Annotated in this window: 17 protein-coding genes; 9 read left to right on the forward strand and 8 right to left on the reverse strand. The window is 37.0% G+C overall.

Annotation, left to right across the window (positions count from 1 at the left end):
- Positions 1-100 precede the first annotated feature (100 nt).
- From A6M14_RS14315 to A6M14_RS04890, 3 genes are all read right to left on the reverse strand, one after another.
- Positions 101-229: a KGW motif small protein gene (locus A6M14_RS14315; RefSeq protein ID WP_267313479.1), complete on the reverse strand. Its 129-nt coding sequence runs from the start codon at positions 227-229 to the stop codon at positions 101-103.
- A gap of 220 nt (positions 230-449) precedes the next feature.
- Positions 450-4,286 (reverse strand): phosphoribosylformylglycinamidine synthase, encoded by a 3,837-nt coding sequence (gene purL / locus A6M14_RS04885; protein WP_152873896.1) that lies wholly within the window; start codon positions 4,284-4,286, stop codon positions 450-452.
- A 313-nt stretch (positions 4,287-4,599) separates the two neighbouring features.
- On the reverse strand, positions 4,600-5,625 hold the full coding sequence (locus A6M14_RS04890; protein WP_152873897.1) for a M20/M25/M40 family metallo-hydrolase: 1,026 nt from the start codon (positions 5,623-5,625) through the stop codon (positions 4,600-4,602).
- Positions 5,626-5,806: 181 nt separating this feature from the next.
- Between A6M14_RS04890 and A6M14_RS04895 the strand changes: the two genes are divergently transcribed.
- The 4 genes from A6M14_RS04895 (at position 5,807) to A6M14_RS04910 (ending at position 10,097) form a co-directional block, all read left to right on the forward strand.
- Complete coding sequence (locus tag A6M14_RS04895) at positions 5,807-7,147, forward strand: deoxyguanosinetriphosphate triphosphohydrolase (RefSeq protein WP_152873898.1); 1,341 nt, start codon at positions 5,807-5,809, stop codon at positions 7,145-7,147.
- 124 nt (positions 7,148-7,271) lie between these two features.
- Positions 7,272-7,874: a Holliday junction branch migration protein RuvA gene (gene ruvA / locus A6M14_RS04900; protein WP_152873899.1), complete on the forward strand. Its 603-nt coding sequence runs from the start codon at positions 7,272-7,274 to the stop codon at positions 7,872-7,874.
- 28 nt (positions 7,875-7,902) lie between these two features.
- Positions 7,903-8,910 carry a Holliday junction branch migration DNA helicase RuvB gene (gene ruvB / locus A6M14_RS04905; RefSeq protein WP_152873900.1) on the forward strand — a complete coding sequence of 336 codons (1,008 nt, stop codon included), beginning with the start codon at positions 7,903-7,905 and terminating at the stop codon, positions 8,908-8,910.
- Positions 8,911-9,401: 491 nt separating this feature from the next.
- Positions 9,402-10,097, forward strand: a complete 696-nt coding sequence (locus A6M14_RS04910; protein WP_152873901.1) for a hypothetical protein — start codon at positions 9,402-9,404, stop codon at positions 10,095-10,097.
- A 77-nt stretch (positions 10,098-10,174) separates the two neighbouring features.
- Here A6M14_RS04910 and dld read toward each other — a convergent pair whose 3' ends face one another.
- The 5 genes from dld to A6M14_RS04935 all read right to left on the reverse strand — a co-directional run bounded on the left by dld (position 10,175) and on the right by A6M14_RS04935 (position 17,130).
- Positions 10,175-11,866 (reverse strand): D-lactate dehydrogenase, encoded by a 1,692-nt coding sequence (gene dld, locus A6M14_RS04915; protein ID WP_152873929.1) that lies wholly within the window; start codon positions 11,864-11,866, stop codon positions 10,175-10,177.
- 198 nt (positions 11,867-12,064) lie between these two features.
- Positions 12,065-13,219, reverse strand: coding sequence for an FMN-dependent L-lactate dehydrogenase LldD (gene lldD, locus A6M14_RS04920; protein WP_152873902.1), 1,155 nt, complete (start codon positions 13,217-13,219; stop codon positions 12,065-12,067).
- Between the two features lie 3 nt (positions 13,220-13,222).
- Positions 13,223-13,966: a transcriptional regulator LldR gene (gene lldR / locus A6M14_RS04925; RefSeq protein ID WP_152873903.1), complete on the reverse strand. Its 744-nt coding sequence runs from the start codon at positions 13,964-13,966 to the stop codon at positions 13,223-13,225.
- A gap of 23 nt (positions 13,967-13,989) precedes the next feature.
- A complete protein-coding gene (gene lldP / locus A6M14_RS04930; protein WP_152873904.1) occupies positions 13,990-15,654 on the reverse strand; it encodes an L-lactate permease in 1,665 nt (554 codons plus the stop codon).
- 558 nt (positions 15,655-16,212) lie between these two features.
- Entirely contained in the window at positions 16,213-17,130 is a 918-nt protein-coding gene (locus tag A6M14_RS04935) for a DMT family transporter (RefSeq protein WP_152873905.1), read from the reverse strand.
- A 181-nt stretch (positions 17,131-17,311) separates the two neighbouring features.
- On the opposite strand from A6M14_RS04935, the gene A6M14_RS04940 reads away from it, so the two are divergent.
- The 5 genes from A6M14_RS04940 to A6M14_RS04960 all read left to right on the forward strand — a co-directional run bounded on the left by A6M14_RS04940 (position 17,312) and on the right by A6M14_RS04960 (position 24,490).
- Positions 17,312-18,169, forward strand: coding sequence for a LysR family transcriptional regulator (locus A6M14_RS04940; RefSeq protein WP_152873906.1), 858 nt, complete (start codon positions 17,312-17,314; stop codon positions 18,167-18,169).
- A gap of 193 nt (positions 18,170-18,362) precedes the next feature.
- A complete protein-coding gene (gene argG, locus A6M14_RS04945) occupies positions 18,363-19,703 on the forward strand; it encodes an argininosuccinate synthase (protein ID WP_152873907.1) in 1,341 nt (446 codons plus the stop codon).
- Between the two features lie 375 nt (positions 19,704-20,078).
- Complete coding sequence (gene pyrC, locus A6M14_RS04950) at positions 20,079-21,113, forward strand: dihydroorotase (RefSeq protein ID WP_152873908.1); 1,035 nt, start codon at positions 20,079-20,081, stop codon at positions 21,111-21,113.
- Positions 21,098-21,760: a ribonuclease T gene (gene rnt / locus A6M14_RS04955; RefSeq protein WP_152873909.1), complete on the forward strand. Its 663-nt coding sequence runs from the start codon at positions 21,098-21,100 to the stop codon at positions 21,758-21,760. Before pyrC ends, rnt begins: the two co-directional genes overlap by 16 nt.
- Before the next feature lie 237 nt (positions 21,761-21,997).
- Entirely contained in the window at positions 21,998-24,490 is a 2,493-nt protein-coding gene (locus tag A6M14_RS04960) for a TonB-dependent receptor plug domain-containing protein (RefSeq protein ID WP_152873910.1), read from the forward strand.
- Positions 24,491-24,654 lie beyond the last annotated feature (164 nt).

Genomic DNA, 24,654 nt, shown 5'->3' on the forward strand with positions numbered 1-24,654 from the left:
GTCTAACAGAAGGGTTTTGTTACTTTTGCCCTCTCAAAAGTAAGACAAATATCTCATATAACAAAAAACCACCTTACGGTGGTTTTTTTCACATAATTAATCAAATGCTATAAAGCAAATAACCTGCACCTAAAACCAAAGCTTGCAAGGCAAAAACTGCTCCAAATAACATCCAACCTTTTTGCTTAAACTCAGCCTTATTATCCATAATTTTAAAAGTTTTCGTCATGACATCACCTCATACCTGAGTGTTGATACTGAAATTGTTTAGTTATCCATCTTTCTTTTATATTGCGATTAAAATGTGCATAAAACACACAAAACCTTATTCACTACCATATAAAAGCAAAATCTAAACCAAGTCCAGTGGGAGAATTAAAAAAAGAAATCTAAATTGAAACAAAATAAAAAAGCCACCCGAAGGTGGCTTTTAAAAAACTTAATCAAGATTAGCCAATAAACTTACGCGCATTACGGAACATACGTAACCAAGCACCATCTTGATCCCAATCTTCAGGCTTCCAAGAATGCTGAACTGCACGGAAGTTACGTTCAGGGTGAGGCATCATAATCGTTGCACGACCATCTGTAGATGTCACACCTGAAATCGCTTCAGGTGAACCGTTCGGGTTCAATGGATAGTGCTGAGTTGGGTTACCTTGGCTATCTACATAACGCAAGATCACTTGATTACCCGCATTCAATGCTGCAATGCTAGATTCAGGTGCAACCACACGACCTTCACCATGCGCAATTGCGATTGGTAAAATCGAACCTTCCATACCTTGTAACAATACTGAATTCGACTTTTCAACACGAACGTTTACCGCACGTGCTTCGAACATTTCAGACTCATTGCGGTGGAAACGTGGCCAGTTGTCCGCACCCGGAATAAGCGGTGCAAGTTGAGATAACATTTGGCAACCATTACAAACACCTAAAGAGAATGTTTCGTCACGGTTAAAGAATTTCTCAAATTGATCACGAAGTTTCAGATTGAACAATACAGATTTAGCCCAACCACCGCCTGCGCCCAATACGTCACCGTAAGAGAAACCACCACAAGCCACTAAGCCTTCAAAATCATCAAGGCTGATACGACCTGCAAGTAAGTCACTCATGTGAACGTCAACAGTATTGAATCCCACTTTATCGAATGCAGCAGCCATTTCTACATGACCATTTACGCCTTGTTCACGTAAAATCACCATGTTAGGACGGCGACCATTGATATATGGCGCTTCAATTGGCTCGTTCAAATCGAATGTAGGTTTTGCAATAATACCTGTATGAGATTTATCTGTGATTAAAGCAAACTCTTCATCCGCTGTTTTTACGTTGTCACGTAAACGTTGAATTTGATGAGAAACTTCAGTCCAAGCCACTTGTAAATCTGCACGATCAAGCGCTAAACCATTTACGGTTAACGTATCTGTGTTGTTTACCGTACCAATCACTGCAATCGCATCTTTAAGGCTTGATGCTGTTACTTCAGCTTCTAATACTGCCCAATCTGCTTTGCTCATTTGAAGCACGGCACCAATTTCTTCGGCAAATAAACTTGCAGTAGATTGATCTTCAAGTGCTACACCTAAGCGTGAAGCAAACATCATTTCCGCAACAGTCGCAACCAAGCCACCATCACCAATGTCGTGATACGCTTTAATTAAACCACGGTTGTTCCAGTCTTGAACCAACGCAAAGAATGCTTTGAAATCGTCAAAGCTATCTACGTCAGGTGTAACCGAACCAATCGCTTTATACACTTGCGCTAAAATCGAACCGCCTAAACGGAACTGACCTTTAGACAAGTCAATGCGTACAAGTACAGATTCAATGTCTTTTAGTTCAGGTGTTAATGTCTTACGAACATCTGTTACAGGTGCAAATGCTGTAATTACGCCTGTCATAGGAGATGTTACAGATTTATCTTCGCCTTCGTCATTCCACGTGGTACGCATAGATAAAGAATCTTTACCTACAGGAATTGCGATACCTAAAGCAGGACACATTTCCATACCAATGGCTTTTACACCTTCGAATAATGCTTGATCTTCACCTTGTTGACCTGCCGCAGCCATCCAGTTCGCAGATAATTTAATATCGCTAATTTGGTCAATTTTTGCAGACATGATGTTGGTGATCGATTCAGCAACCGATAAACGAGCCGATGCAGCAGGATTTAACAATGCAACAGGTGGACGTTCGCCCATTGCCATTGCTTCACCTGTGTAACCTACTAAGCTTGTTGTTGTAACCGCAGCATCCGCCACAGGAACTTGCCAACGACCTACAAACTGATCACGTGCAACCATACCTGTAATCGAACGGTCACCAATGGTGATTAAGAACGACTTAGAAGCAACAGTTGGATTCTTAATAACACGGTAAATTGCATCTTTAAGATCAGTTACTTTTTCTGCTGTGAAGTCATCGCCTTTGCGCTCAATTGTTTCGTATGAACGGCTCATGCGTGGCGTACCACCAAGCATCACTTGCATTGGCATATCCACAGCTTTGTTTTCAAACAATGGATCTTCAACAGTTAAGTGACGTGCTTCAGTTGCTTCACCCAATACAGCAAACGGACAACGCTCACGTTCACAAATTGACTCAAACAATTCAAGTGATGATGGACGAATTGCAAGGACATAACGCTCTTGTGCTTCGTTCGACCAAATCTCCATTGGAGACATGCCCGGCTCTAAAGATGGAATCTTACGAAGATCAAGTACAGCACCAAGTTCGTGATCGTTCACAAGCTCAGGCATTGCATTTGATACACCGCCCGCGCCCACATCATGTACAGATACGATTGGGTTGTAATCTTCCATGCGCCAGCAAGTATCAATCACTTCTTGGCAACGGCGTTCCATTTCTGGGTTTTCACGTTGTACAGAAGCAAAATCTAGGTTTTCGCCCAATTTACCGCTATCTACAGAAGATGCTGCACCACCGCCTAAACCAATCAGCATTGCAGGACCACCAAGAACAATTAATAAATCGCCCGGTTGAATTGCATCTTTTTCTACATGATCAGGACGGATGTTACCGTAACCACCAGCAATCATAATTGGCTTATGGAAGCCTTTTACATCGCCATTTACATTTTGTTCGAAAGTACGGAAGTAACCATTTAAAGCAGGACGACCAAATTCGTTGTTAAATGCCGCACCACCTAAAGGACCATCAATCATGATCTGAAGTGGAGAAGCCATACGAGATGGTTTACCGTAATTTTCTTCCCAAGGTTGTTCAAAACCTGGAATATTTAAGTTAGAAACGGTAAAGCCTGTTAAACCTGCTTTAGGCTTACCACCACGACCTGTTGCGCCTTCATCACGGATTTCACCGCCTGAACCTGTCGCAGCACCCGCAAATGGTGCAATTGCCGTTGGATGGTTATGTGTTTCTACTTTCATAAGAATATGAGCAGCTTGGCTCTTATACTTATAAACATGTTGACCTGTTTCAGCATCTTGTTTTGGATAAAAACGCTGAGTATCGAAGCCCACAATCACAGAAGCGTTATCTTTATATGCAGATAACACATCTGTTGGAGATTCTTTATAGGTATTTTTAATCATTTGGAACAAAGACAATGGTTGTTTTTCACCATCAATTGTCCATTCAGAACCAAAGATTTTATGACGACAATGCTCAGAGTTCGCTTGTGCAAACATCATCAATTCGATGTCATGCGGGTTGCGACCCATTTTAATGAAAGCGTCAGTTAAATAATCAATTTCTTCATCAGAAAGTGCAAAACCAAATTCAGAGTTCGCTTTAACTAAAGCGTCTTTGCCTTCACCCAAAATATCAATTGAGTTTAAAGGTTTTGGTTCAGTTTCAGAGAATAATGCTGCAGCATCTTCAATTTGATTGAACACGCTTTCTGTCATGCGGTCATGCAATGCCAAAATTACTTCTTTAGATAAGTCTTTTAGACCTTTCAAAGTAAACAAAACACCGCGTTCAAGGCGGTGTATCGGGGTATTACAATTGGCAAAAATATCAGTCGCTTTAGAAGACCACGGAGAAATAGTACCTACACGTGGTGTAACTAATATTTGAACTTCATCACTTGTAGCTTGGCGTAGTTCAAAAGATTGACCATCGTTTAGTAGCTGTAAAGCAGATTGTTGCTGTTGCTCATTCAGCGCTTGGTCAAATAGATAAACCCATTGGCTTTCTATAGATTGAACAGAACTAATTGAAGATAGACGTGTTAATAGTTGCGTTTTCTTGAAAGAAGAGTGTGCTGATGCACCGGCCACGATAAACATGCTGATTTTGGCTCCACGGGCTGGTCTTAAGAACCATGCCACAATGTGACTTGAAGAGAGCGCATATTCTACTGTGTATTGGCTAAATCGGCTAGATGAAAATACAGATTTATCACGTCAAATTTTGCAATAATTTCAAAGAAATTCTTTATTTTCAGATAAAAAAATTGAATGCCCTTTGATTTTACTCAACAAAAAGCTTGTATCTAAATAATTCTAAAGGAAGTTCTACTTGTCATTAAATTTATTGTGAAAATTTGTTTTCTATGCAATAAAAACAACAACAAATAAAACTTACCCTTAAAAAATGAATTTATTGGATGTTATTCAATAAATAAACAACTGCATCGCCTGCAAGTTGTAAAGATTTTGGATCGACTTGCTCAATGGTGTCACACGCTTTGTGATAACACGGTGCAAACTCTAATTCATCACCATTCATTTTTTCATTGAACATAATAATAGAGGTCACAGGTACTTTACCTAAAAATGGTGCAGTATCACTTGCTGTTAAAGTCGATACATCCTTTTTCAAGGTCACTTTTTTATCTTTGAAAAATTCTGTCAGTAAGTTTTCTAAAGCAATATCACCTGTATGTGTTGGAATGCTACGCAAACCATCTAATAACGGTTTGTAATCACTTTCTGCCATGCCACGCTCTTTCAGCATTTTTTCCATATCATCTACAGAAGACTTACTTGCATCGGCAATCATCACATCCGGATTTTTAGTGCCTACCATATCGACATTAATATAAGCCTTAATACCTTTAAGCTGTTCAGGACTTAGTTTCTTTGCATAATCTTGCGAACCTGCAATACCTGTTTCTTCTGAATCCCAAAAGGCTAATACAATGGTATTTTTAGGTTTGGTTTTAGTTGCAGTATATTGATGCATTAAATCTAAAAGTAATGCCACGCCTGAAGCATTATCATTAATACCTGGTCCCATTTTTACAGAGTCGTAATGCGCACCAATCAGTACAGCCGATTCATTGGTTTGACCTGCAATTTCAACAAATATATTTTGTCCAACCACTTTTTCACGGTTTTCAAAAGGAAGCATTTGTGCAGTTAAACCTGCTTTTTTCGCTTCATCTAAAATATATTGAGCCGATGCCAAACCGCCTTTTGTACCTACGGCACGATTTCCGCCATTGTCTTTCGCAATTTTTTCAAAAGTCTGTAAATGCTTCATCATTTCAGCGGAATTTAATTGAATTGTTTTTGATGATGAAACTGCTGTCGTTTCTAATTTATTCGATTGAATTGTTTCACATCCACCCAATACAAACATTGAAGATAAAACACAGGCAGTTAAAATTTTAGGTACAAACATCGTTACAAACTCTTTGCTTTATTTATGCTTATCTTAATTTCAATTGGCACATTTCGTTGTTTGGTTTTGTAATTCTCTTACAATACATATTATAAATATAGGACAAGCTATGTCGTTCCCTACTAGAGCTTTACCCACTTTTTTGGCATGATGAGTTTAAGAAATTAGCGAATAACGATAAATGACTCAAATGAGATGGTTAGAATTACTATCAACAGTTCGTTTAGGTAGTAAAAAACAAAGTACAGAACAAGCAAGAAGTCCGTTCCATAAAGATTATGACCGCATTATATTTTCACAAAGTTTTAGACAACTGAACCGCAAAACCCAAGTTCACCCATTAACGCAACATGATGGCATCCATACGCGCCTAACCCATTCTTTAGAAGTGTCTTGTATTGGACGCTCTTTGGGCATGCTTGCAGCTGAAAAAATTAAAGATGAATTACCACCGTGGATTACTCCTGCCGATGTCGGTGCTATTATTCAAGCCGCATGTTTAGCGCATGATATTGGCAATCCCCCTTTTGGACATGCGGGTGAATATGCCATTCGTGAATGGTTTGACGATGCCTCACATACAGACTTTTTAAAAGACTTAACCCCAGAACAAGAAGCCGATGTACGCCAATTTGAAGGCAATGCACAAGGTTTACGCTTACTGACTAAAATCGATTATCACCCCAATAATGGCGGTATGCGTTTAACTTACGCCACTTTAGGCGCTTATTTAAAATATCCTTGGTTGTCTAAAACCATTAGCTCACAAGGCAATATTCCTGCAAGTAAACGAGCAAAATTTGGTTGCTATCAATCTGAAAAAGACATTTTGGCGCAAATTGCAGAACAGCTTGGTTTAATTCAACTGGGCGAATATCACTATTGCCGTCATCCACTGACCTATTTATTAGAAGCTGCCGATGACATTTGCTATGCCTTAATTGACCTTGAAGATGGCATTATTTTAAACATGCTAAGCTATGAGGAAGTTGAACCCATTTTCTTAGACTTAATTGGTGAATATGGTGTTCCTGAAGAACTCGCAATGACCACAACCACCTGGCAACAAAAAATTGCAGCTTTACGTGGTCGTGTTATGAAACGCCTTGTCGATGAAGTGACTACAGCATTTGCAAGAAAACATGGCGAGATTTTATCGGGTCAACTTACAGGAAGCTTATTACAATATTGCTCACCCGATATTGAGCTTGGCATTAACCGAGCAAAAGATTTAGCACGTAATAAAATCTTTGAACATCCACAAAAAGCAGGTTTAGAGATTATTGCACATCAAAGTTTACAAACAATTTTAGATGCTTTTATTCCATTAACTACGCCAAATAAAACCCTGAATTTTAAAGAACAGCGATTATTTACAATCTTGACACGTGCAGGTGCTCATTTTTCAAATGATCACTATGACAATATTATGCAAGTTCTCGATTTGATTTCTAAATTCTCAGATCATCAGGCATATAACTTGGCGCAAGAATTACAGGGCAATAAAGCAGGTTTAATGTAATTATTAAGTTAACTAAACCTTAACGTGTTTGGATAGAATATCTGCAAATAACAAGTAGGAACTTTTGCCTTTAAAAGCAATCACCTCTACTATTGAGCTATTAACAAATAAGTGAAAATAAAAGATGATCGGATGTTTAATTGGTGAAGTTTTAGCATTGGAAGCACCAACAGTTTTACTCAATGTAAATAGCGTTGGTTATGAAATTGACACGCCACTTTCTACATTTTGCCAATTACAGAAAGGTCAAAAAGCCACAATTTGGACGCATTTAGCAGTTCGTGAAGATGCACAACTTCTTTATGGTTTTTTAGATGCACGTGAAAAAACTATTTTCCGTACATTACTTAAAGTAAACGGTGTTGGACCTAAAATGGCACTCGCTATTTTATCTACATTAAGCACTGAAATGCTGATTCACACTGTTGAAAATGAAGATGTAAACACACTTGTTAAAGTTCCGGGCGTGGGTAAAAAAACCGCTGAACGTTTGATGATTGAATTACGTGATCGCTTTAAAGCCATGTCTACACACACACAACCAACAAATTCAACAGTTGAACAAATTCAATTTACAGGAAATTCTGCTGTTGCCGAAGCAGAAGCCGCTTTACAATCTTTAGGTTATAAACCGCTTGAAGCACAAAAGCTGATTAATGCAGTTAAAGGCGATTACACAGAAGCAGGCGAAATTATCCGTGCTGCATTAAAGTCAATGAATAGATAATTAGCCGATTAGAGAAGACTCAGAATATATGCAAGACCGTTTAATTAGTGGCTCTGAAAAACCTGAAGATCATTTTGATCGTGCCATTCGACCAACTTCGCTTGATGACTACATTGGTCAGCCTGTTGTGCGTGAACAAATGGAAATCTTCATTGGCGCAGCACGTGGACGTGGCGAAGCACTCGATCACACCCTTATTTTTGGCCCACCAGGGTTAGGTAAAACCACACTTGCAAATATTATTGCCCGTGAAATGGGTGGTAATTTAAAATCGACTTCGGGGCCTGTTTTAGAACGTGCAGGCGATTTGGCAGCAATGCTGACCAACTTAGAAGAAGGCGATGTTTTATTTATTGATGAAATTCACCGTCTTTCGCCTGTAATTGAAGAAATTCTTTATCCTGCAATGGAAGATTACCAACTCGATATTATGATTGGTGAAGGTCCTGCAGCACGTTCAATTAAACTCGATTTACCACCATTTACCTTAGTTGCAGCAACCACTCGCGCGGGCTTACTCACCTCTCCGCTTCGTGACCGTTTTGGTATTGTTCAGCGTTTAGAGTTTTATTCTGTTGAAGATTTAACACACATTGTTTCGCGTTCTGCAAAATTAATGGATGTTCCTATGACAGACGATGGTGCAAAAGAAATTGCACGTCGTGCGCGTGGTACTCCGCGTATTGCAAACCGTTTATTACGTCGTGTTCGTGATTATGCTCAAGTGAAAGGCACAGGTGAAGTAACGCAAGAAATGGCACAACTTGCTTTGGACATGTTGAAAGTCGATAAAGATGGCTTAGATACTTTAGACCGTCGTTATTTAAGTATGTTACTTGAACGTTTTGATGGTGGCCCTGGAGGTGTTGAAGCTTTGGCTGCGGCTATGGCAGAAGATTCAGGTACACTTGAAGATGTGATTGAGCCTTATTTAATTCAGCAAGGTTATGTGATGCGTACTGCTCGTGGTCGTATTGCAACCAATATGGCATATTTACAATTTGGTTTAACACCGCCTGAACCGAAAGAGAAGTGATTTAAAAAAAGCAGCTTAGGCTGCTTTTTTTAATATCGGATACAACTTTATTTTTCTTTCTTCATTCACTTTTTTTACAATCCTCTACTTCATTAAGTAGATTTTCACGTTCATAAACTAATTTACTCTGAACTAACATTACGGCCTATGGCTTCATAAATGATCTGATTAATTTCTTCATATATTTTTAAATCAATCTTTTAAACCTAAGTGCATTAAACCCATGACAACTCGGTTTTTGATTTTGGTAAAACCTAAATCTAGCGGTTTTAAAATATTTGCATAGCTAGTCGTCATGTGAAATTCCTTTTAATTTTGGCTTTGCAACTTGTTGCATAATACTTTAGCTGATTTTATCTTTTTGTTTATGACATTTTTATGCAAATCTGTGAATGTACGGTCAATGTTAATTTTTAGAAATAGCAAGAAGAATTAAAATTTAAAAAGTGTTAATTTAAAAAGTATAAAAGAATCTCAACTAAGATATAAGTATGAAAATAATAGATCTATATAGAATCCTCTATCCAATGGTATCTTATTATCCAACCAGTGATTCTTTCATTAGCTACGGACTTTCTGCTGATCTAATTTTATTGTTATCAAAATCAAATAGTAATCAGGATTGGTGTTTATATCTCATAGAAAGAGGGACTGAGCATAAGAATGTTTTATACTTTAAAGATGAATATATTGCCTGCTTAGAGTTCTTAAAAGAAACAGATAAAATTATTTCTAAAATTCCGAATAAAATAAAAGTTTTAGATTGTAGCCGAGGTTTATGGTATTTATTAGAGCAACAGCAAGAATTCTACTTAGACGTACATTGCACCTTAGGTCACGGCGATTATTCTTGGACAATTAAATTAAATTCAGAAGAATTTGCTGACTATAGAACTATAGGAAAAAAAAGTCTCGATAACCTCGCTAATGCAATTAATTCATCTCGACCACTTTATAGTGAGTCTATTTTTCATTCTAGACAAATAAATGAAAATATTTTAGCTGAAATAAATGTAGCAATTATTAGCTTCAATCAATACAAAGAAGAACACATAAAAAAATACTATAAAACTTTTAAGGAACCGAAAACACCTACACAACCACCTAAACTTAATATTCTCAAGACATCTATATTTATTCTCAGCTTCCTACTTCTACTAGCAATAATTCTTCAATGGAGTAGATAGTCTAATAAAAAAAGACGTAGCTTTCACTACGCCTGAGATAGGGCTTCACCACTTTATCGTTATTTTAACTTTTACTCTTACTTCCAATTTTTCAATTTAGACGTATGACCAATCCCCACATTAAAACTATTAGTTGGATCAAGTTTTTGGTAATGATTTTTCAAAGATGGTTTCGCCATATATAAATGCCCAACATTATGTTCAGCAGGATATTCCGCCCCACGATCATCCAACAACTTCCACATTTCATGTTCCATCGCTAAAGGATCAACACCCTTTTTTACAATATAATCTTGATGGAAAACATGACATAAGAAATGACCGTAATACAATTTATGAATGATTTTTTCATCCATCTGTTGCGGTAAAGTTTCAACCCATTCACGATCATTACGTCTAAGCGCAATATCAAGCGCAACAATATCTTCAACTTCGCTTAAATGCGTATCTCGATAACGAATTGCCGCACCTGCCACCGCAAAACGATGTAAAAATGCTTTCCGACCTTCATCATCTGTACATTTAAAATAATGACCTGTTTCATGCTTCGCAAAGTAATCTTTAAAGAATGTATTTACTTGCTCGACATCTTGATGATCTATACGCAATACTAAATGATGCTCATATAAATCACGAAATTCATTCATGCGTTTGGGTAAGTGTGACGGTAAAAATCTAGTCACCAATTGCAGAACTTTATCGCTTAAACCTCGTAAGCCAAATTTCTGCAAATAGCCATCGACTTTATCTTTCATTGCAAATGCAGCAGGTACTTTTGCCGTACCAAATTTTTCAATGAACATAAAAGTATCTTTACCGTATTTTGCACCAATATCGTAGGCAACACGGTGGATGTATTCCCCTGCAATTGGCACATTTGGTAAATCTTTCAATAAGAAACGACGAATTTCAGTCAAATCATCATGTGAATTTGTACCTACATAAAACACCTGACTTGGGATTTTTTCAAAGGTATCTAAGCGAACCGCAAATACACAAACTTTCCCAGCCGAACCCGATGCTTCAAATAAACGTGTCGGGTCTGCATTAAAACGTGCAGGTGTGTTTTCATCAACTTGACGAACATCATGTGAATAATGTTGATCAGATGCACAGCGATGCTCTTCTTTTAGAACATCTGAAGATGCATATTTTTTATTTTGTAGATTTTCTAGAATTTCCTCAGGCGTATTTCCTAAGTGAATACCCAAATGGTTCACTAATTCTAATTTACCTTGCTCATTTACACGGGCATATAAAGCAAGTTCAGTATAAGCAGGTCCACGACGTACCAAAGCACCACCTGAATTATTACATACACCACCTAAAACAGAAGCACCAATACACGATGAACCAATCACTGAATGGGGTTCTCTGTTATACGTTGCAAGTTCTTTTTCTAGGGCATCAAGCGTTGCACCCGGTAAACAAACCACTTGCTTACCATCTTGAATGACTTGAATACCTGCTAAACGACGTGTACTTAAAAGCAATACAGGACGATCATATTCACCAAATGGCGTAGAACCACCTGTTAAACCTGTATTTGCCGCCTGCATGATGACAATAAAATCAGCTTCAACAGCAATTTGCAAAACCTTCCATTGTTCAACCAATGAACCTGGTGCAACAACTGCAAAAACTTCTCCTGAACCATAACGTCTACCCTGACGATATAAACGTGTATCGCTATCATCAGTCATTACATGTTGTTTACCCACAACATCTATCAGTTTTTGAACGGTCTGTGATGATGAAATAGTTTGCATGGTCGTCAAGTCATCCATTTGTGAATGTGTTCCCTCTCCTCTAAGGAGAGGGTTAGGAAGAGGTGCTTTTAAAGAATTTGGGGGAAATACCCTTCATCCTAACCTTCTCTCTGAGCCATATATGGTACAAGAGAAGGGATTTTCAATAGAATTTCAATGATGTAAGTGACGCATCAGATATCAAATAAATGATGCAGATTACTTAACTAATTCTTTTTCCAATCGCACCAAACAATCAGATGTAATATCTGCAATTGTTTTCGCACCCGTTAAAGTCATCGCAACGCGCATTTCTTGATCAATTAAATCGAGTAAGTTGCTTACACCTTCACCGCCTGCAGCACCTAAAGCGTAAACAAATGCACGACCCAACATACAAGTATCTGCACCTAGCGCTAGCATACGAACAACATCTAAACCGTTACGAATGCCTGAATCTGCAAGAATTTTAATATCGCCTTTTACAGCATCTGCAATGGGTGGCAAGGCACGAGCTGAAGATAAAACACCATCTAACTGACGACCACCATGGTTTGAAACCACAATACCATCTGCACCAAAACGTACAGCATCCTTGGCATCTTCAGGGTCTAAAATCCCTTTAATGACCATTGGACCATCCCAAAATTCACGAATCCACTCTAAGTCTTTCCATGAAATAGAGGGATCGAAGTTATTGCCTAACCAGCCAATATAATCTTCCAAACCTGTTGGTTTACCTAAGTATTTTGAAATATTTCCTAAGTCATGCGGACGCCCCATCATGCCCACATTCCAAGCCCAATGCGGATGGAAGCAAGATTGCATATAACGACGCATTGCTGCATTTGGACCACTCATACCTGAATGTGCATCACGATAACGTGCGCCCGGAACAGGCATATCCACGGTAAATACCAATGTAGAACAACCAGCTGCTTTTGCACGTTCCAATGCATCCTTCATGAAACCACGGTCACGCAGTACATAAAGTTGAAACCACATTGGACGTTTAATTGCAGGCGCAACTTCTTCAATTGGACATACAGAAACTGTAGATAGCGTAAATGGAATGCCTTTTTTATCTGCTGCGACAGCCGCTTGAACTTCTCCACGACGCGCATACATCCCTGTTAAACCTACAGGTGATAATGCAACAGGCATCGATAAAGTTTCATCAAACAATTTTGTTTCAAGGCTTAGTTCAGACATATCGTTTAAGACACGTTGTCTAAGTGCAATTTTTGATAAATCTTCTACATTACGTTTAAGCGTATATTCCGCATAAGCTCCACCATCAATATAGTGGAATAAAAATGGCGGAAGACGTCGCTTTGCGGCTTCACGGTAATCGTTCGCAGAAGAGATAATCATAATTTAGATCCTGTTTAATCGACTTGCACGCTGTTGACGAGCTTCTTCCTCATCAATCGAGCGTACTTGTTGAATGACAAACTCAATATGTCCACAAACTGCCTGACGTGCAGCTTCTGGATCTTGACGTTCAATTGCAGACATGACATTAAAATGTTGATCTTGCAATTGATCAAAACGATGTGATTCTGAGTAAACTTTGCGTCGACCCAAAACCACGTTAAATTGAAGTAAATCGAATAAGCTACGCATCAGCTGAATAAGAACAACGTTGTGAGATGCTTCGGCAATAGCAAGATGAAATTTTGCATCTGCTCGAGCTGCATCATCATCATCACCAAGACCTTGGTAATGCGCAATTTCGTCATAACATTCGCGAATTTTTACAATATCTTCGGCTGTTGCTCGTTGCGCTGCATACCAAGCTGTACCACCTTCAAGAATTAAACGAGACTCTTGAACATCAAAACGATACTCAGGATCTACATCAATTAAATTACTTAAAGGTTGCACAATACTTTGTTGCGACCAATGAATTGGCAATTGTTGTAAGTAATTTCCAGCACCAACTTTGCTTAATAACAAACCTTGGCTGATCAATTGCTGTATCGCTTCACGTAAAGATGAACGTGATACACCCAATTGCTCACATAGCTTTCTTTCAGCAGGCAAACGGTCTCCGACTTGCATATTGTTCTGTTCAATTAATATGCGTAGACTTTGTACAATTTTGTCGGAGACTTTCATTCAATCCTGTCCTTTATTGCGTGTTATGGAATCATCCACGGGAACACATAAGCTTGTAGCGTAATAATAATACCGATCATTACTGTGAACGTTATACTGTGTTTAACCGTAAAACGGAATAAGTCGGATTCTTTACCCACAAGACCTACTGCCGCACATGCAATTGCAATAGATTGAGGTGAAATCATTTTACCTGTTACACCACCACTGGTATTGGCAGCAACAAGTAGAACTTCAGGCACACCAATTTGCTGTGCTGTAGTCGCTTGAAGTGCAGAGAACAACGCATTTGCAGATGTATCTGAACCTGTTAAGAACACACCAATCCAACCTAAAAATGGCGAGAAGAATGTAAATGCACCGCCCGTATGTGCAAGTGCTAAAGCAAGCGTTGCAGACATACCCGAATAGTTCGCAATAAAGGCAAAAGACAACACCATACCAATTGAATAAATTGGTGTTTTTAACTCACCTACAGTTTCACCAAAAGCATTCAAGGCATCTTTCGGTTTCATTTTTAGATAAATAATGGTGATGATGGCAGCAATCATAATTGCAGTACCTGTCGCAGATAACCAATCAAATTTATAAATGGCATCGTAATCAGTGATTTCAGGAACTACAGGTGGCATTTTTTGAATCATTTGATGCAGAAATGGCACTTTAATTGAGAACACTAGATCATTTAATGGACCGCCTTTTACGAACAAATCTTTAAATGGTTTGATACTCCAAAGCGTAACCATTGCTGTTAATACCGCAAATGGCGACCATGCTTTCACAATTTGACCTAGGGTATATGTTTTACGTGCTGCCTCAGCAACAGCTTCATCCACTTTTGTCTCTTCATCTTGAAAACGGAAAATATGTTTCGGTTTCCAAAATTTAAGCAATACCGTTAAGCTCACTAACGCTGCAATAGCTGCAGTAATATCGGGTAATTCAGGACCAACAAAGTTAGATGTTAAGTATTGAGCCAATGCGAAAGATCCACCACCTACAAAAATTGCAGGCCAAGTTTCTTTCACACCACGCCAACCATCCATAATCGCCATAATCCAAATAAGAACAATTGGCACCATGAACGGTAATTGACGACCGACCATTTGGCTAATTTCCATTGTATCTACGCCAGAAACCTGACCAGCAACAATAATTGGAATACCCATTGCACCAAAGGCTACAGGTGCAGTATTCACAATTAAGCACAAACCTGCTGCATATAAAGGTTTAAACCCTAAACCAACAAGTAATGCTGCTGTAATTGCAACAGGTGCGCCAAAACCTGCGGCACCTTCTAAGAAAGTACCAAAAGCAAAGCCCACCAATAACATTTGTAAACGTTGATCTTCTGTAATAGATAGAATCGAAGAACGAATAATATCGAACTGACCTGTTTTTACAGAAATTTTATATAGAAATAATGCGCCAATGATGATCCATGCGATTGGCCATAAACCATATAAAAAGCCATAACCCAAAGAAGCAAATGCCATTTGCGTTGGCATACCGTAAGCAAATAAAGAAACAAGCAAAGCTAGGACAACGGTTATTGTTCCTGCCACGCTACCTTTCATACGAAAAATAGCGAGTGCTAAAAAGAAAAATACAATTGGAATAAGTGCAACAATACTTGAAAGCCAAATATTGCCCATAGGGTCATAAATCTGTTGCCAATTTTGTAGCATCCTCTTCTCCATGAAATGCTATTTTCTACTTAACAGTAATCTTAAATACCTATATTGGTATGACCAATATTGCGTTAAGCAAAAAAATTATTCGAAAATTACTTCTTAATACTAAGATTTGTTTCTTTTAAGATCAATATAAAATATTAATATAATTATTGGTCATACCAATTATTGTGCTTTTAAAAGTTCTGTTCATAACCACTTAATTTTTCAAAAATCAGTAAGTTATTGATTTTAATCACTATGAAAAATCCATGATTTTACAAAATCTGTTGCTTACAACTTTAGTCGATATAAGTGAATAATGGCTTTTGTAGATCGTTTAGATCTAGAGTAAAAAGCAAAGTACCCATCACTTTTCAAACTTTAATAAACGTTATTTATCATTATTTTATTTATTCTTAAAAATGCACATTTAAAACTTTAATCTTATTATCCTCTTTCAAAACTGCTTATTTAGCTTCTATTGCAATTTTTAATGGTTTTAACAGCCATCTCACAAAATTAAAAAGCCACATTGCATCAATTCAATATGGCTTTAAATGTTAAGGAAAATTATCTCTGCTCATTACACAGCACATTCTCACCTCGTTTTTTTGATTTCATTTTGACAGAGCTAAAAATGATACCGAAACAAATAAATACCGCTCCAATAATAATGTTCAAGGTTAGTGCCTCCCCCCATAACGCATATCCAAAAAATAAGCTTAAGATAGGAATAACCATAATTGAAATGGATGCGACAACCGCATCAACCTGACTAACAATCCAATTCCACAGTGCAAAAGCAAATCCTGTTCCAATCACAGCAATATAAAACAGTAATCCATCATTCACTGGATTAAGCCAAACATGGGAATTAACTGGCTCAAAACAAAGTGATGCTAGCAATAAAATGACACCACCTAATAGCATTTGCCAAATGGTCAATTTCATTTTGTCGTATGTAGCAAAATATTTTTTGCTATAAACCGTAGTCGTTGCCCAAAAAAAGCCCGAAACAATCAGAAATAATTGCCCAAACAATGAGAAATTCAGATGAATATCATGTAACTGCGTCCAAAGTATTGAAATCAAACCACATGTTCCAAGAACTAATCCTAAAATTTTTTGCGCGGTTAAGCGTTCATTTAAAAAGTAATGTGCCAATATCCCAATAAAAATCGGCATAGTAAAAACCAAGATCGCAGAAAGCCCTGAATCGACAAACTGCATAGCAAAGGTTTGAGTTGCATAAAAACCAAAGCAAAGCAACATGCTAGAAATAATTAACCCTTTCCACTCTTCTCGAGCAGGAAAGACTGACCGCTTTAAAAGTAATTGAACGATAATTAAGGTGAAAGCAGCCAAGATCAGGCGCACTGAAATAAACAAAAATGGAGGGAATATTTGCAAACTATGTTTGACCAACCCCCACAACGAACTCCAAACCAAACAAAGCAATCCAATTGCGCTCATGACTCTCAAATTCATTATTTGTGCTCTGATGATTTAATTTGAAATTATTTTAAACAAAATAAACCATCACGAATAATGTTATGTTTTAATATATCCATCATTTTTTTTAATACCATTAAATAAAATTTATTCCTAGATTATGTTATGCCTTGAATATGCATCACGATCATAATGTTATTTTGCTTAAGGGGGCGCCATGAATATCGACATTAACGACATCAAGTCTTTTGTTACCGTTGCCGAATTAAAAAGTATCACTGCTGCTGCCAATAAGCTGAACTACCTACAATCGAATATGACGGCTAAAATCAAAAAAATTGAAAATCACTATGACCGACAACTTTTTATTCGCCAACCGAAAGGTGTTGAACTCACTGAATCGGGATTACATTTATATAGCCAATATAAAAAAATGCTGTTTACTTGGGAAGAAACTGAAAACAAAATTCATCAACAAAAAAAATTCTTACGCTTTGGAACCAATGCTAGTTTAGGTGGTATGCGTTTCTACCCTGCTTTTCAACAGCTTTATGAAACCTATCCAGACCTTTCGATTACCATGAAAACAGGCGCTACAGGTTTCATTGAAGATGAAATCTTACAAGGGCATTTAGATATTGCCTATATACTAGGAAAGCCCCAACACAAGAACCTGCAATACATTCATAAAGCAGATGACCACTTGGTTTTGATTGGAAAAAACTTAATTAACTCAAATGATTTTAGAGACGGAATTAATCATCAAAATATTTTATTGGCTTCAACCGAATGTTGTTATGCCAAAACATTAGATCAACTCTATATTGATCATCAACTGAATAAAGGTCAGTTAACGCATATTTATGATTTGGAAGCTCTAATCCAATTTACTCAGCTAGGCATGGGAATTTCAATGATTGCCAAGTCACTTATTTCAAAATATAAGATTCCATACTATATGGATATACCTGAGCAATATCGTAATATTGGACTGTATTTAATTGCACGTCATGATCACATATTCACACCTATTGAAAATCAATTTGTCGGACTAAATGATACGCGCCCCATCTAAACACTTAAAATTTGACTAAAAAAAAAAACAATCTTTTATTTCAGGGTCAAAATCACTCATGAGATTTATTAAATTTGTTGCTTAACGAATTTTTTGAAAAAAAATTCTTTTTAAAAGTGATACAATAACAGCCATATATCTTCTCCTAGGTCACCACTTGGGTGCCTATTATTCAAAATCGTTAGGATGAACAATGTCTGATAACGCAACTATCTTACAGAATGTACCTGTAGGCAAAAAAGTTGGTATCGCCTTTTCTGGTGGTCTAGATACTTCTGCTGCTCTTTTGTGGATGAAACAAAAAGGCGCTGAACCTTATGCATACACTGCAAACTTAGGTCAGCCAGATGAAGATGATTACGATGCGATTCCTAAGAAAGCTGAAGCTTATGGCGCAGTTAAAGCACGCTTAGTTGATTGCCGCTTACAACTTACATTAGAAGGTATTGCAGCAGTTCAATGTGGCGCTTTCCACATTTCTACTGGTGGCGTTCCTTACTTCAACACAACACCTTTAGGTCGTGCAGTAACAGGTACTATGCTTGTTACAGCAATGAAAGAAGATGACGTAAACATCTGGGGTGATGGTTCAACTTATAAAGGTAACGACATTGAACGTTTCTACCGTTATGGTTTGTTAACTAACCCTGCGCTTAAAATTTATAAACCTTGGTTAGACCAAACGTTTATTGATGAGCTTGGTGGTCGTGCGGAAATGTCACAATTTCTTATCGATAACGGCTTTGACTATAAAATGTCAAAAGAAAAAGCATACTCAACAGATTCAAACATGTTAGGTGCAACTCACGAAGCAAAAGATCTTGAATACCTTAATGCGGGTATCAAAATTGTTGATCCAATTATGGGCGTTGCTTTCTGGAAAGAAGACGTTGAAATTGCTCCTGAAGAAGTATCAATTACTTTTGAAGAAGGTTTCCCTGTTGCATTAAACGGCAAACGTATCGAAGATCCAGTTGAGTTCATCTTAGAAGCAAACCGTATTGGTGGTCGTCATGGTCTAGGTATGTCTGACCAAATCGAAAACCGTATCATCGAGGCTAAATCTCGTGGTATTTACGAAGCTCCAGGTATGGCACTTCTTCATATTGCTTATGAGCGCCTAGTAACAGGTATTCATAACGAAGATACAATCGAACAATACCGTATCAACGGCTTACGTTTGGGTCGCCTTCTTTACCAAGGTCGTTGGTTCGATTCTCAAGCGCTTATGCTTCGTGAAACAGCTCAACGTTGGGTAGCTAAAGCAATCACAGGTACTGTGACTTTAGAACTTCGTCGTGGTAATGATTACACCATCATGAACACTGAATCTGAAAACCTGACATATGAAGCTGAACGCTTAACCATGGAAAAAGGCGATTCAATGTTCTCTCCTATGGATCGTATTGGTCAATTGACAATGCGTAACCTAGATATTACAGATACTCGCGCTAAACTTGGTATTTATACAAATACTGGTTTATTGGCTGTTGGTACAGGTTCTGCTGTTCCACAATTAAAAGACAAAAACTAAGTTTTAGTTTGCGTTTAAAAAACCGCGCTTTTGCGCGGTTTTTTATTATCCCAAGAAAATAAATCTCTTTTAAGATCAAAAAAATTAATAAAGGAGATCTTATATTTAAATTTTTTTTGATTTAAGCCAGCATCTATCTTTTATTTTGCTTATAGACTTGAAGTTAAAATAGAAGATAAAACCAAGTCTGAAATTGTTTTTCTCACTTTAATAATGAAGAGTTTCCACTTTTAAATAGATCAAAACTTTAGTACTTAAGTTCCATCCACAAAAATAGCAAATATTTACTTAAATCTATCTCTTTATTCATTTTTGCGGTTACCAATTTCACCCCATTTCGATTATCATTTGTTTTATTTTTTAGTAAGAATTATTTTGAATACGATAACCTTGCTTCAACCCGATGATTGGCATGCTCACCTACGTGATGGACTCTCTCTAAAACGTACAGTACCTGATCTTGCAAAACAATTTTCTCGTGCAATCTGCATGCCGAACTTAGTTCCACCTGTTAAAACGGTGGAAGAAGCAGAAGCATATCGTAGTCGTATTATGGAGCACGTGCCTGAAGGTGTTCATTTTGACCCTCGCATGGTTCTTTACTTTACAGATCAAACATCTCCAAAAGAAATCTTAAAAATTAAGAATTCTGAAAATGTAAATGCAATTAAGCTTTACCCTGCTGGCGCAACGACCAATTCAGACAATGGCGTAAGCGACATTAGTAAAGTTTATGCTGTTATTGAACAATTAGAAAAGCATCAAGTGCCATTATTGTTGCATGGTGAAGTTACACATAATCATGTCGATATTTTTGACCGTGAAAAACGCTTCTTAGATGAAGTACTTTCACCACTCATGAAACAATTTCCAGGTTTAAAACTTGTTTTAGAACACATTACAACAAGTGAAGCAGCTAACTTTGTTTTAGAGCACGATCGCAATGTGGCTGCAACTATCACACCTCAACATTTATTATTTAATCGTAATGATATGTTGGTAGGTGGTGTTAAACCGCATTTCTACTGTTTGCCAATTTTAAAACGTCAAACACATCAGCAAACATTATTAGAAGTTGCAACAAGTGGTAACCCTAAATTTTTCTTAGGAACAGACAGCGCACCGCACTCTAAAAATGCTAAAGAGAATGCATGTGGTTGTGCTGGATGTTATAGTGCGCCTACTGCCATCGAGTTATATGCTCAAGCCTTCGATCAAGTTGGTAAAATTGATCGCCTAGAAGGTTTTGCAAGCCATTTCGGTGCAGACTTCTACGGTCTTCCACGTAATACCAATACTATTACTTTGGTGAAAGAAGACCAAACTATCCCTGAAAGTTTAGACTACTTGGATGGTGAAAAAATTGTCCCACTTTATGCGGGCAAAACGATCCAATGGAGAAAATTGTGACAGACGAAACTCTACCAATCATTGGTCAGCGTTTCCGTGGCTTCCTACCTGTTGTTGTTGATGTAGAAACAGCAGGTTTCAATTCACAGACCGATGCATTATTAGAAATCGCAGCGATTCCTATTATTTACAATGAGCAAGGTCAATTTGTTCCGGGCGAAGCGTATCACGCGCATATCAACCCATTTGAAGGCGCAAATTTAGACCGCAGATCTTTAGATTTTATTGGTATTGATCCATTCAATCCAATGCGCGTTGCAATGGCGGAAGATGAAAAAACTGCGTTAAAACGTATTTTTAAAGCTGTAAATGATGTCCGTCGCCAACAAAATTGTACGCATGCTGTTTTGGTGGGTCATAATGCGCATTTCGATTTAGGTTTTGTACAAGCAGCAATTGCACGTACTGGAACTAAAAATCAAAATCCATTCCACAGCTTTTCGGTTTTCGATACAGTAACTTTAAGCGCTGTGATGTTTGGTCAAACTGTACTTGCTAAATCTTGTATTCAAGCGGGTATTGAGTTTGATGGCAAAGAAGCGCATTCAGCTTTATATGACACACAAAAAACTGCGGAACTTTTCTGCTTTATTTTGAACAAGCTTGCACCACACCTTGTAGATACTCTCCTATCGTCTGAACAATAAGTTCGTGCGATAAAAGCACCCTAGATATTCGTTTTTAATATTTCATGAAATGTTAATGATTAATATCATCTTATAGGGTGCTTTTTTACATCTAATCACACCTCCTCAGCACACAATTTGTATTTTTAATAATCAATCAATCTAATTTTAAATGTAAATAATTCTCATTCATATTGAATATCTTGTTTTATTAAATGATAATCGCTTTCTTTTAGATTTATATCTACATCTCCTCTTATGACATTTGCTCGTACTTACATTAGTTGTGCCATTTTTTCGATTATCAGTGCATCTATCTATGCAAATGATGAAACGCCTATACGAAGTAATGATACCGAGAAATCATCGGTGCAATTATCTCCACTTGTTTTAAAAGCAATGGAGGATAAACAGCACATTGGTCAGACTGTATATACAAAAGAAGATATTGAAAAAACACCAAATAGCTCTAAAAATATTACTGATTTTTTAAAAGTAAATCCGAATGTGCAGTTTTCCAATAAGGCAAAAAATGGTTTACAACAAGGAGAACTCACACCTTCTGATATCAGTATTAATGGAGGTATGCCCTATGAAAATAAATATTTAATTAATGGCATGAGTGTAAATAACAACATCAACCCAATTGGGAGTAAAGAATCTAACGATCCCACAAATTTAATGGGAACGACACAAACCGTTGCCGTAAATACAGATTTACTTTGTGATATCACTTTACTCGATAGTAACGTTAGCGCGGAATATGGAGAGTTCACAGGTGGTGTTGTAAGTGCAGAAACCTGTAAACCCAAAACAGAAGTTGGAAAAATCCACGGCAACATAAGTTATGACTACACAACCGATTCATGGTCTAAAATCAACTTTCCCGACTCAGACTCATTAGAAGATTTCGAAAATTCTAATAGTGAAAAAAATCAACCTTACTTCACCAAACAAGGTCTTAGTACAAATATTTATGGAAATTTAACTGATACTTTAGGCTTTAATGCCTATGGCAGTTATAGACATTCAGCAATACCACTAAAAACCAATTTAAATGAACCTAAAAACTTTGAACAAACACGAGAAAGTCACAATGGTGGTTTAGAATTTTTTTATACACCATCCGATACAACTGAGTTAAAAGTTGGCGCTCAATTCTTTGAAAATAAAGGACTCTATTTCAAGGAAGATATTCTAAACTCTGAATCTACGCATGTTTCTGATAGTAAGAGTATTTACGTTGATCTTAAAAACAAATTAGATACTGTCACACTGAAACAACATTTCAACTATCAATCTCAAAATGCATCGAGAGAAGCTGCTGACAACTTATATATATGGGCAAAATCTGATTCAAAAAATTGGAATTCTAAAAAAGCATCTCAACAAGAAGGAAATTTAGGCGACTTAGCACAAGAAGAAAAGAAACTTGAATACAATGTTACGGCTGAATTTACGCCAATTGAAACTCATTTTTTAACACACACTTTTAAAGTTGGTGCTGGACTAGGTCACTACGAAGCAAATTCATCTAGAGCAAATAACACCTACTCTTACGCATCTTTAAATAAACCTCAACGAGCAGAAAATTGCATCGACAATGGATTAGAGCTAGAAGATTGCGACCCATCTACAGGTCAAGTTTTTGACAAACGTAAAGCTTATTACGCTCATAATATCAATATCGAACAAAATAGATGGAATGCATTTATTCAAGATTCAATGCATTATAAAAATTATGTGTCATCAACTATTGGCGTACGATTCGATTATGATTCATTAACTCAAAATAATAATATCGCACCACGAACAAGCTTTAACTACAAACCTTTTGGTAATAATCGTTTAACTTTTACAACAGGATGGAACCGTTATTATGGTTTAAATTCATTTTCAAATGAATTATCTGATCGTTTAGATCAATATCAAAAAGATGAAAATCGTGTTTCTGAAAATGGTCATTGGACGAATGAATGGAAACCTGATGCTAATTTTGGCAACATTAACTACCGCTCAAAACTAAAATCACCTTATTCTGATGAAACAGTATTTGCTGTACAAACTCAGTTTGCAAATACCAATGTCGTTTTAAAATGGGTTGGACGTGATAATAAAGATCAAATTAAAACCATCTTAAAAATAAAAGATCCAGAGTTTAATCAGAAGAATACATACCACTACGATAATTCAGGTCTATCTACATCTGATATCTATACGCTTTCAATCAACAATATAACTCCCATACATATTGCAAACAGCTCACATCGTTTTAATTTAGCACTTGATTATACAAAAACAACGCGCAATTTCACCGACTACACAAGTAGTTCATCGAATACACCTGAAGTCATTTATGATGGTGAAAAAATCAGTTCAGATTTTATTCCTGCCTCAAACTACAATACGCCTTGGACAGCACGTTTAAGTTGGGACATTGGATTTGATCATTTACCTTTAACTATTTCTAACTTTTTTAGCTATAAAGCAGCAGCCGATGCAATGAGAGTAAAATATAAAGTTAATCTCGAAGATGGCATCTATGATGTCTATACGCCATATGAAACAAAACCTTCTTTTAGTTGGGATATGCGTACAAGCTATACAATTCCAAGTACTAAAAACACTCAAACTATATTAGGTTTGACAATTAATAACCTCACCAATCATAAAAATGAATATCTTGATACAGGTATAGCAAAACCTGAAATTGGACGACAATTCATTGCCGATATTACTTTCAAATTTTAATATTTAATTCAAGGGCTCAATTGGGCCCTTTTTATTCATTCAAATATTGCTCTTAACTTATCCAAACAACCTATAAATTCATAATACTTATCAGAAAAATCTGATTTACGTGAATATTCACTCTTAATATACTTAAATTATACCTTTCAATAAATTTTTTGATT

It is taken from the genome of Acinetobacter portensis (assembly GCF_009372215.1).
GTDB classification, from domain to species: Bacteria; Pseudomonadota; Gammaproteobacteria; order Pseudomonadales; family Moraxellaceae; genus Acinetobacter; species Acinetobacter portensis.

What these genes read in the sequence shown, in the direction of transcription:
- A6M14_RS14315 (WP_267313479.1), bottom strand. Translation starts at nt 229, where the DNA reads ATGACGAAAACTTTTAAAATTATGGATAATAAGGCTGAGTTTAAGCAA.
- purL (WP_152873896.1), bottom strand. Translation starts at nt 4,286, where the DNA reads ATGTTTATCGTGGCCGGTGCATCAGCACACTCTTCTTTCAAGAAAACG.
- A6M14_RS04890 (WP_152873897.1), bottom strand. Translation starts at nt 5,625, where the DNA reads ATGTTTGTACCTAAAATTTTAACTGCCTGTGTTTTATCTTCAATGTTT.
- A6M14_RS04895 (WP_152873898.1), top strand. Translation starts at nt 5,807, where the DNA reads ATGACTCAAATGAGATGGTTAGAATTACTATCAACAGTTCGTTTAGGT.
- ruvA (WP_152873899.1), top strand. Translation starts at nt 7,272, where the DNA reads ATGATCGGATGTTTAATTGGTGAAGTTTTAGCATTGGAAGCACCAACA.
- ruvB (WP_152873900.1), top strand. Translation starts at nt 7,903, where the DNA reads ATGCAAGACCGTTTAATTAGTGGCTCTGAAAAACCTGAAGATCATTTT.
- A6M14_RS04910 (WP_152873901.1), top strand. Translation starts at nt 9,402, where the DNA reads ATGAAAATAATAGATCTATATAGAATCCTCTATCCAATGGTATCTTAT.
- dld (WP_152873929.1), bottom strand. Translation starts at nt 11,866, where the DNA reads ATGCAAACTATTTCATCATCACAGACCGTTCAAAAACTGATAGATGTT.
- lldD (WP_152873902.1), bottom strand. Translation starts at nt 13,219, where the DNA reads ATGATTATCTCTTCTGCGAACGATTACCGTGAAGCCGCAAAGCGACGT.
- lldR (WP_152873903.1), bottom strand. Translation starts at nt 13,966, where the DNA reads ATGAAAGTCTCCGACAAAATTGTACAAAGTCTACGCATATTAATTGAA.
- lldP (WP_152873904.1), bottom strand. Translation starts at nt 15,654, where the DNA reads ATGCTACAAAATTGGCAACAGATTTATGACCCTATGGGCAATATTTGG.
- A6M14_RS04935 (WP_152873905.1), bottom strand. Translation starts at nt 17,130, where the DNA reads ATGAATTTGAGAGTCATGAGCGCAATTGGATTGCTTTGTTTGGTTTGG.
- A6M14_RS04940 (WP_152873906.1), top strand. Translation starts at nt 17,312, where the DNA reads ATGAATATCGACATTAACGACATCAAGTCTTTTGTTACCGTTGCCGAA.
- argG (WP_152873907.1), top strand. Translation starts at nt 18,363, where the DNA reads ATGTCTGATAACGCAACTATCTTACAGAATGTACCTGTAGGCAAAAAA.
- rnt (WP_152873909.1), top strand. Translation starts at nt 21,098, where the DNA reads ATGGAGAAAATTGTGACAGACGAAACTCTACCAATCATTGGTCAGCGT.
- A6M14_RS04960 (WP_152873910.1), top strand. Translation starts at nt 21,998, where the DNA reads ATGACATTTGCTCGTACTTACATTAGTTGTGCCATTTTTTCGATTATC.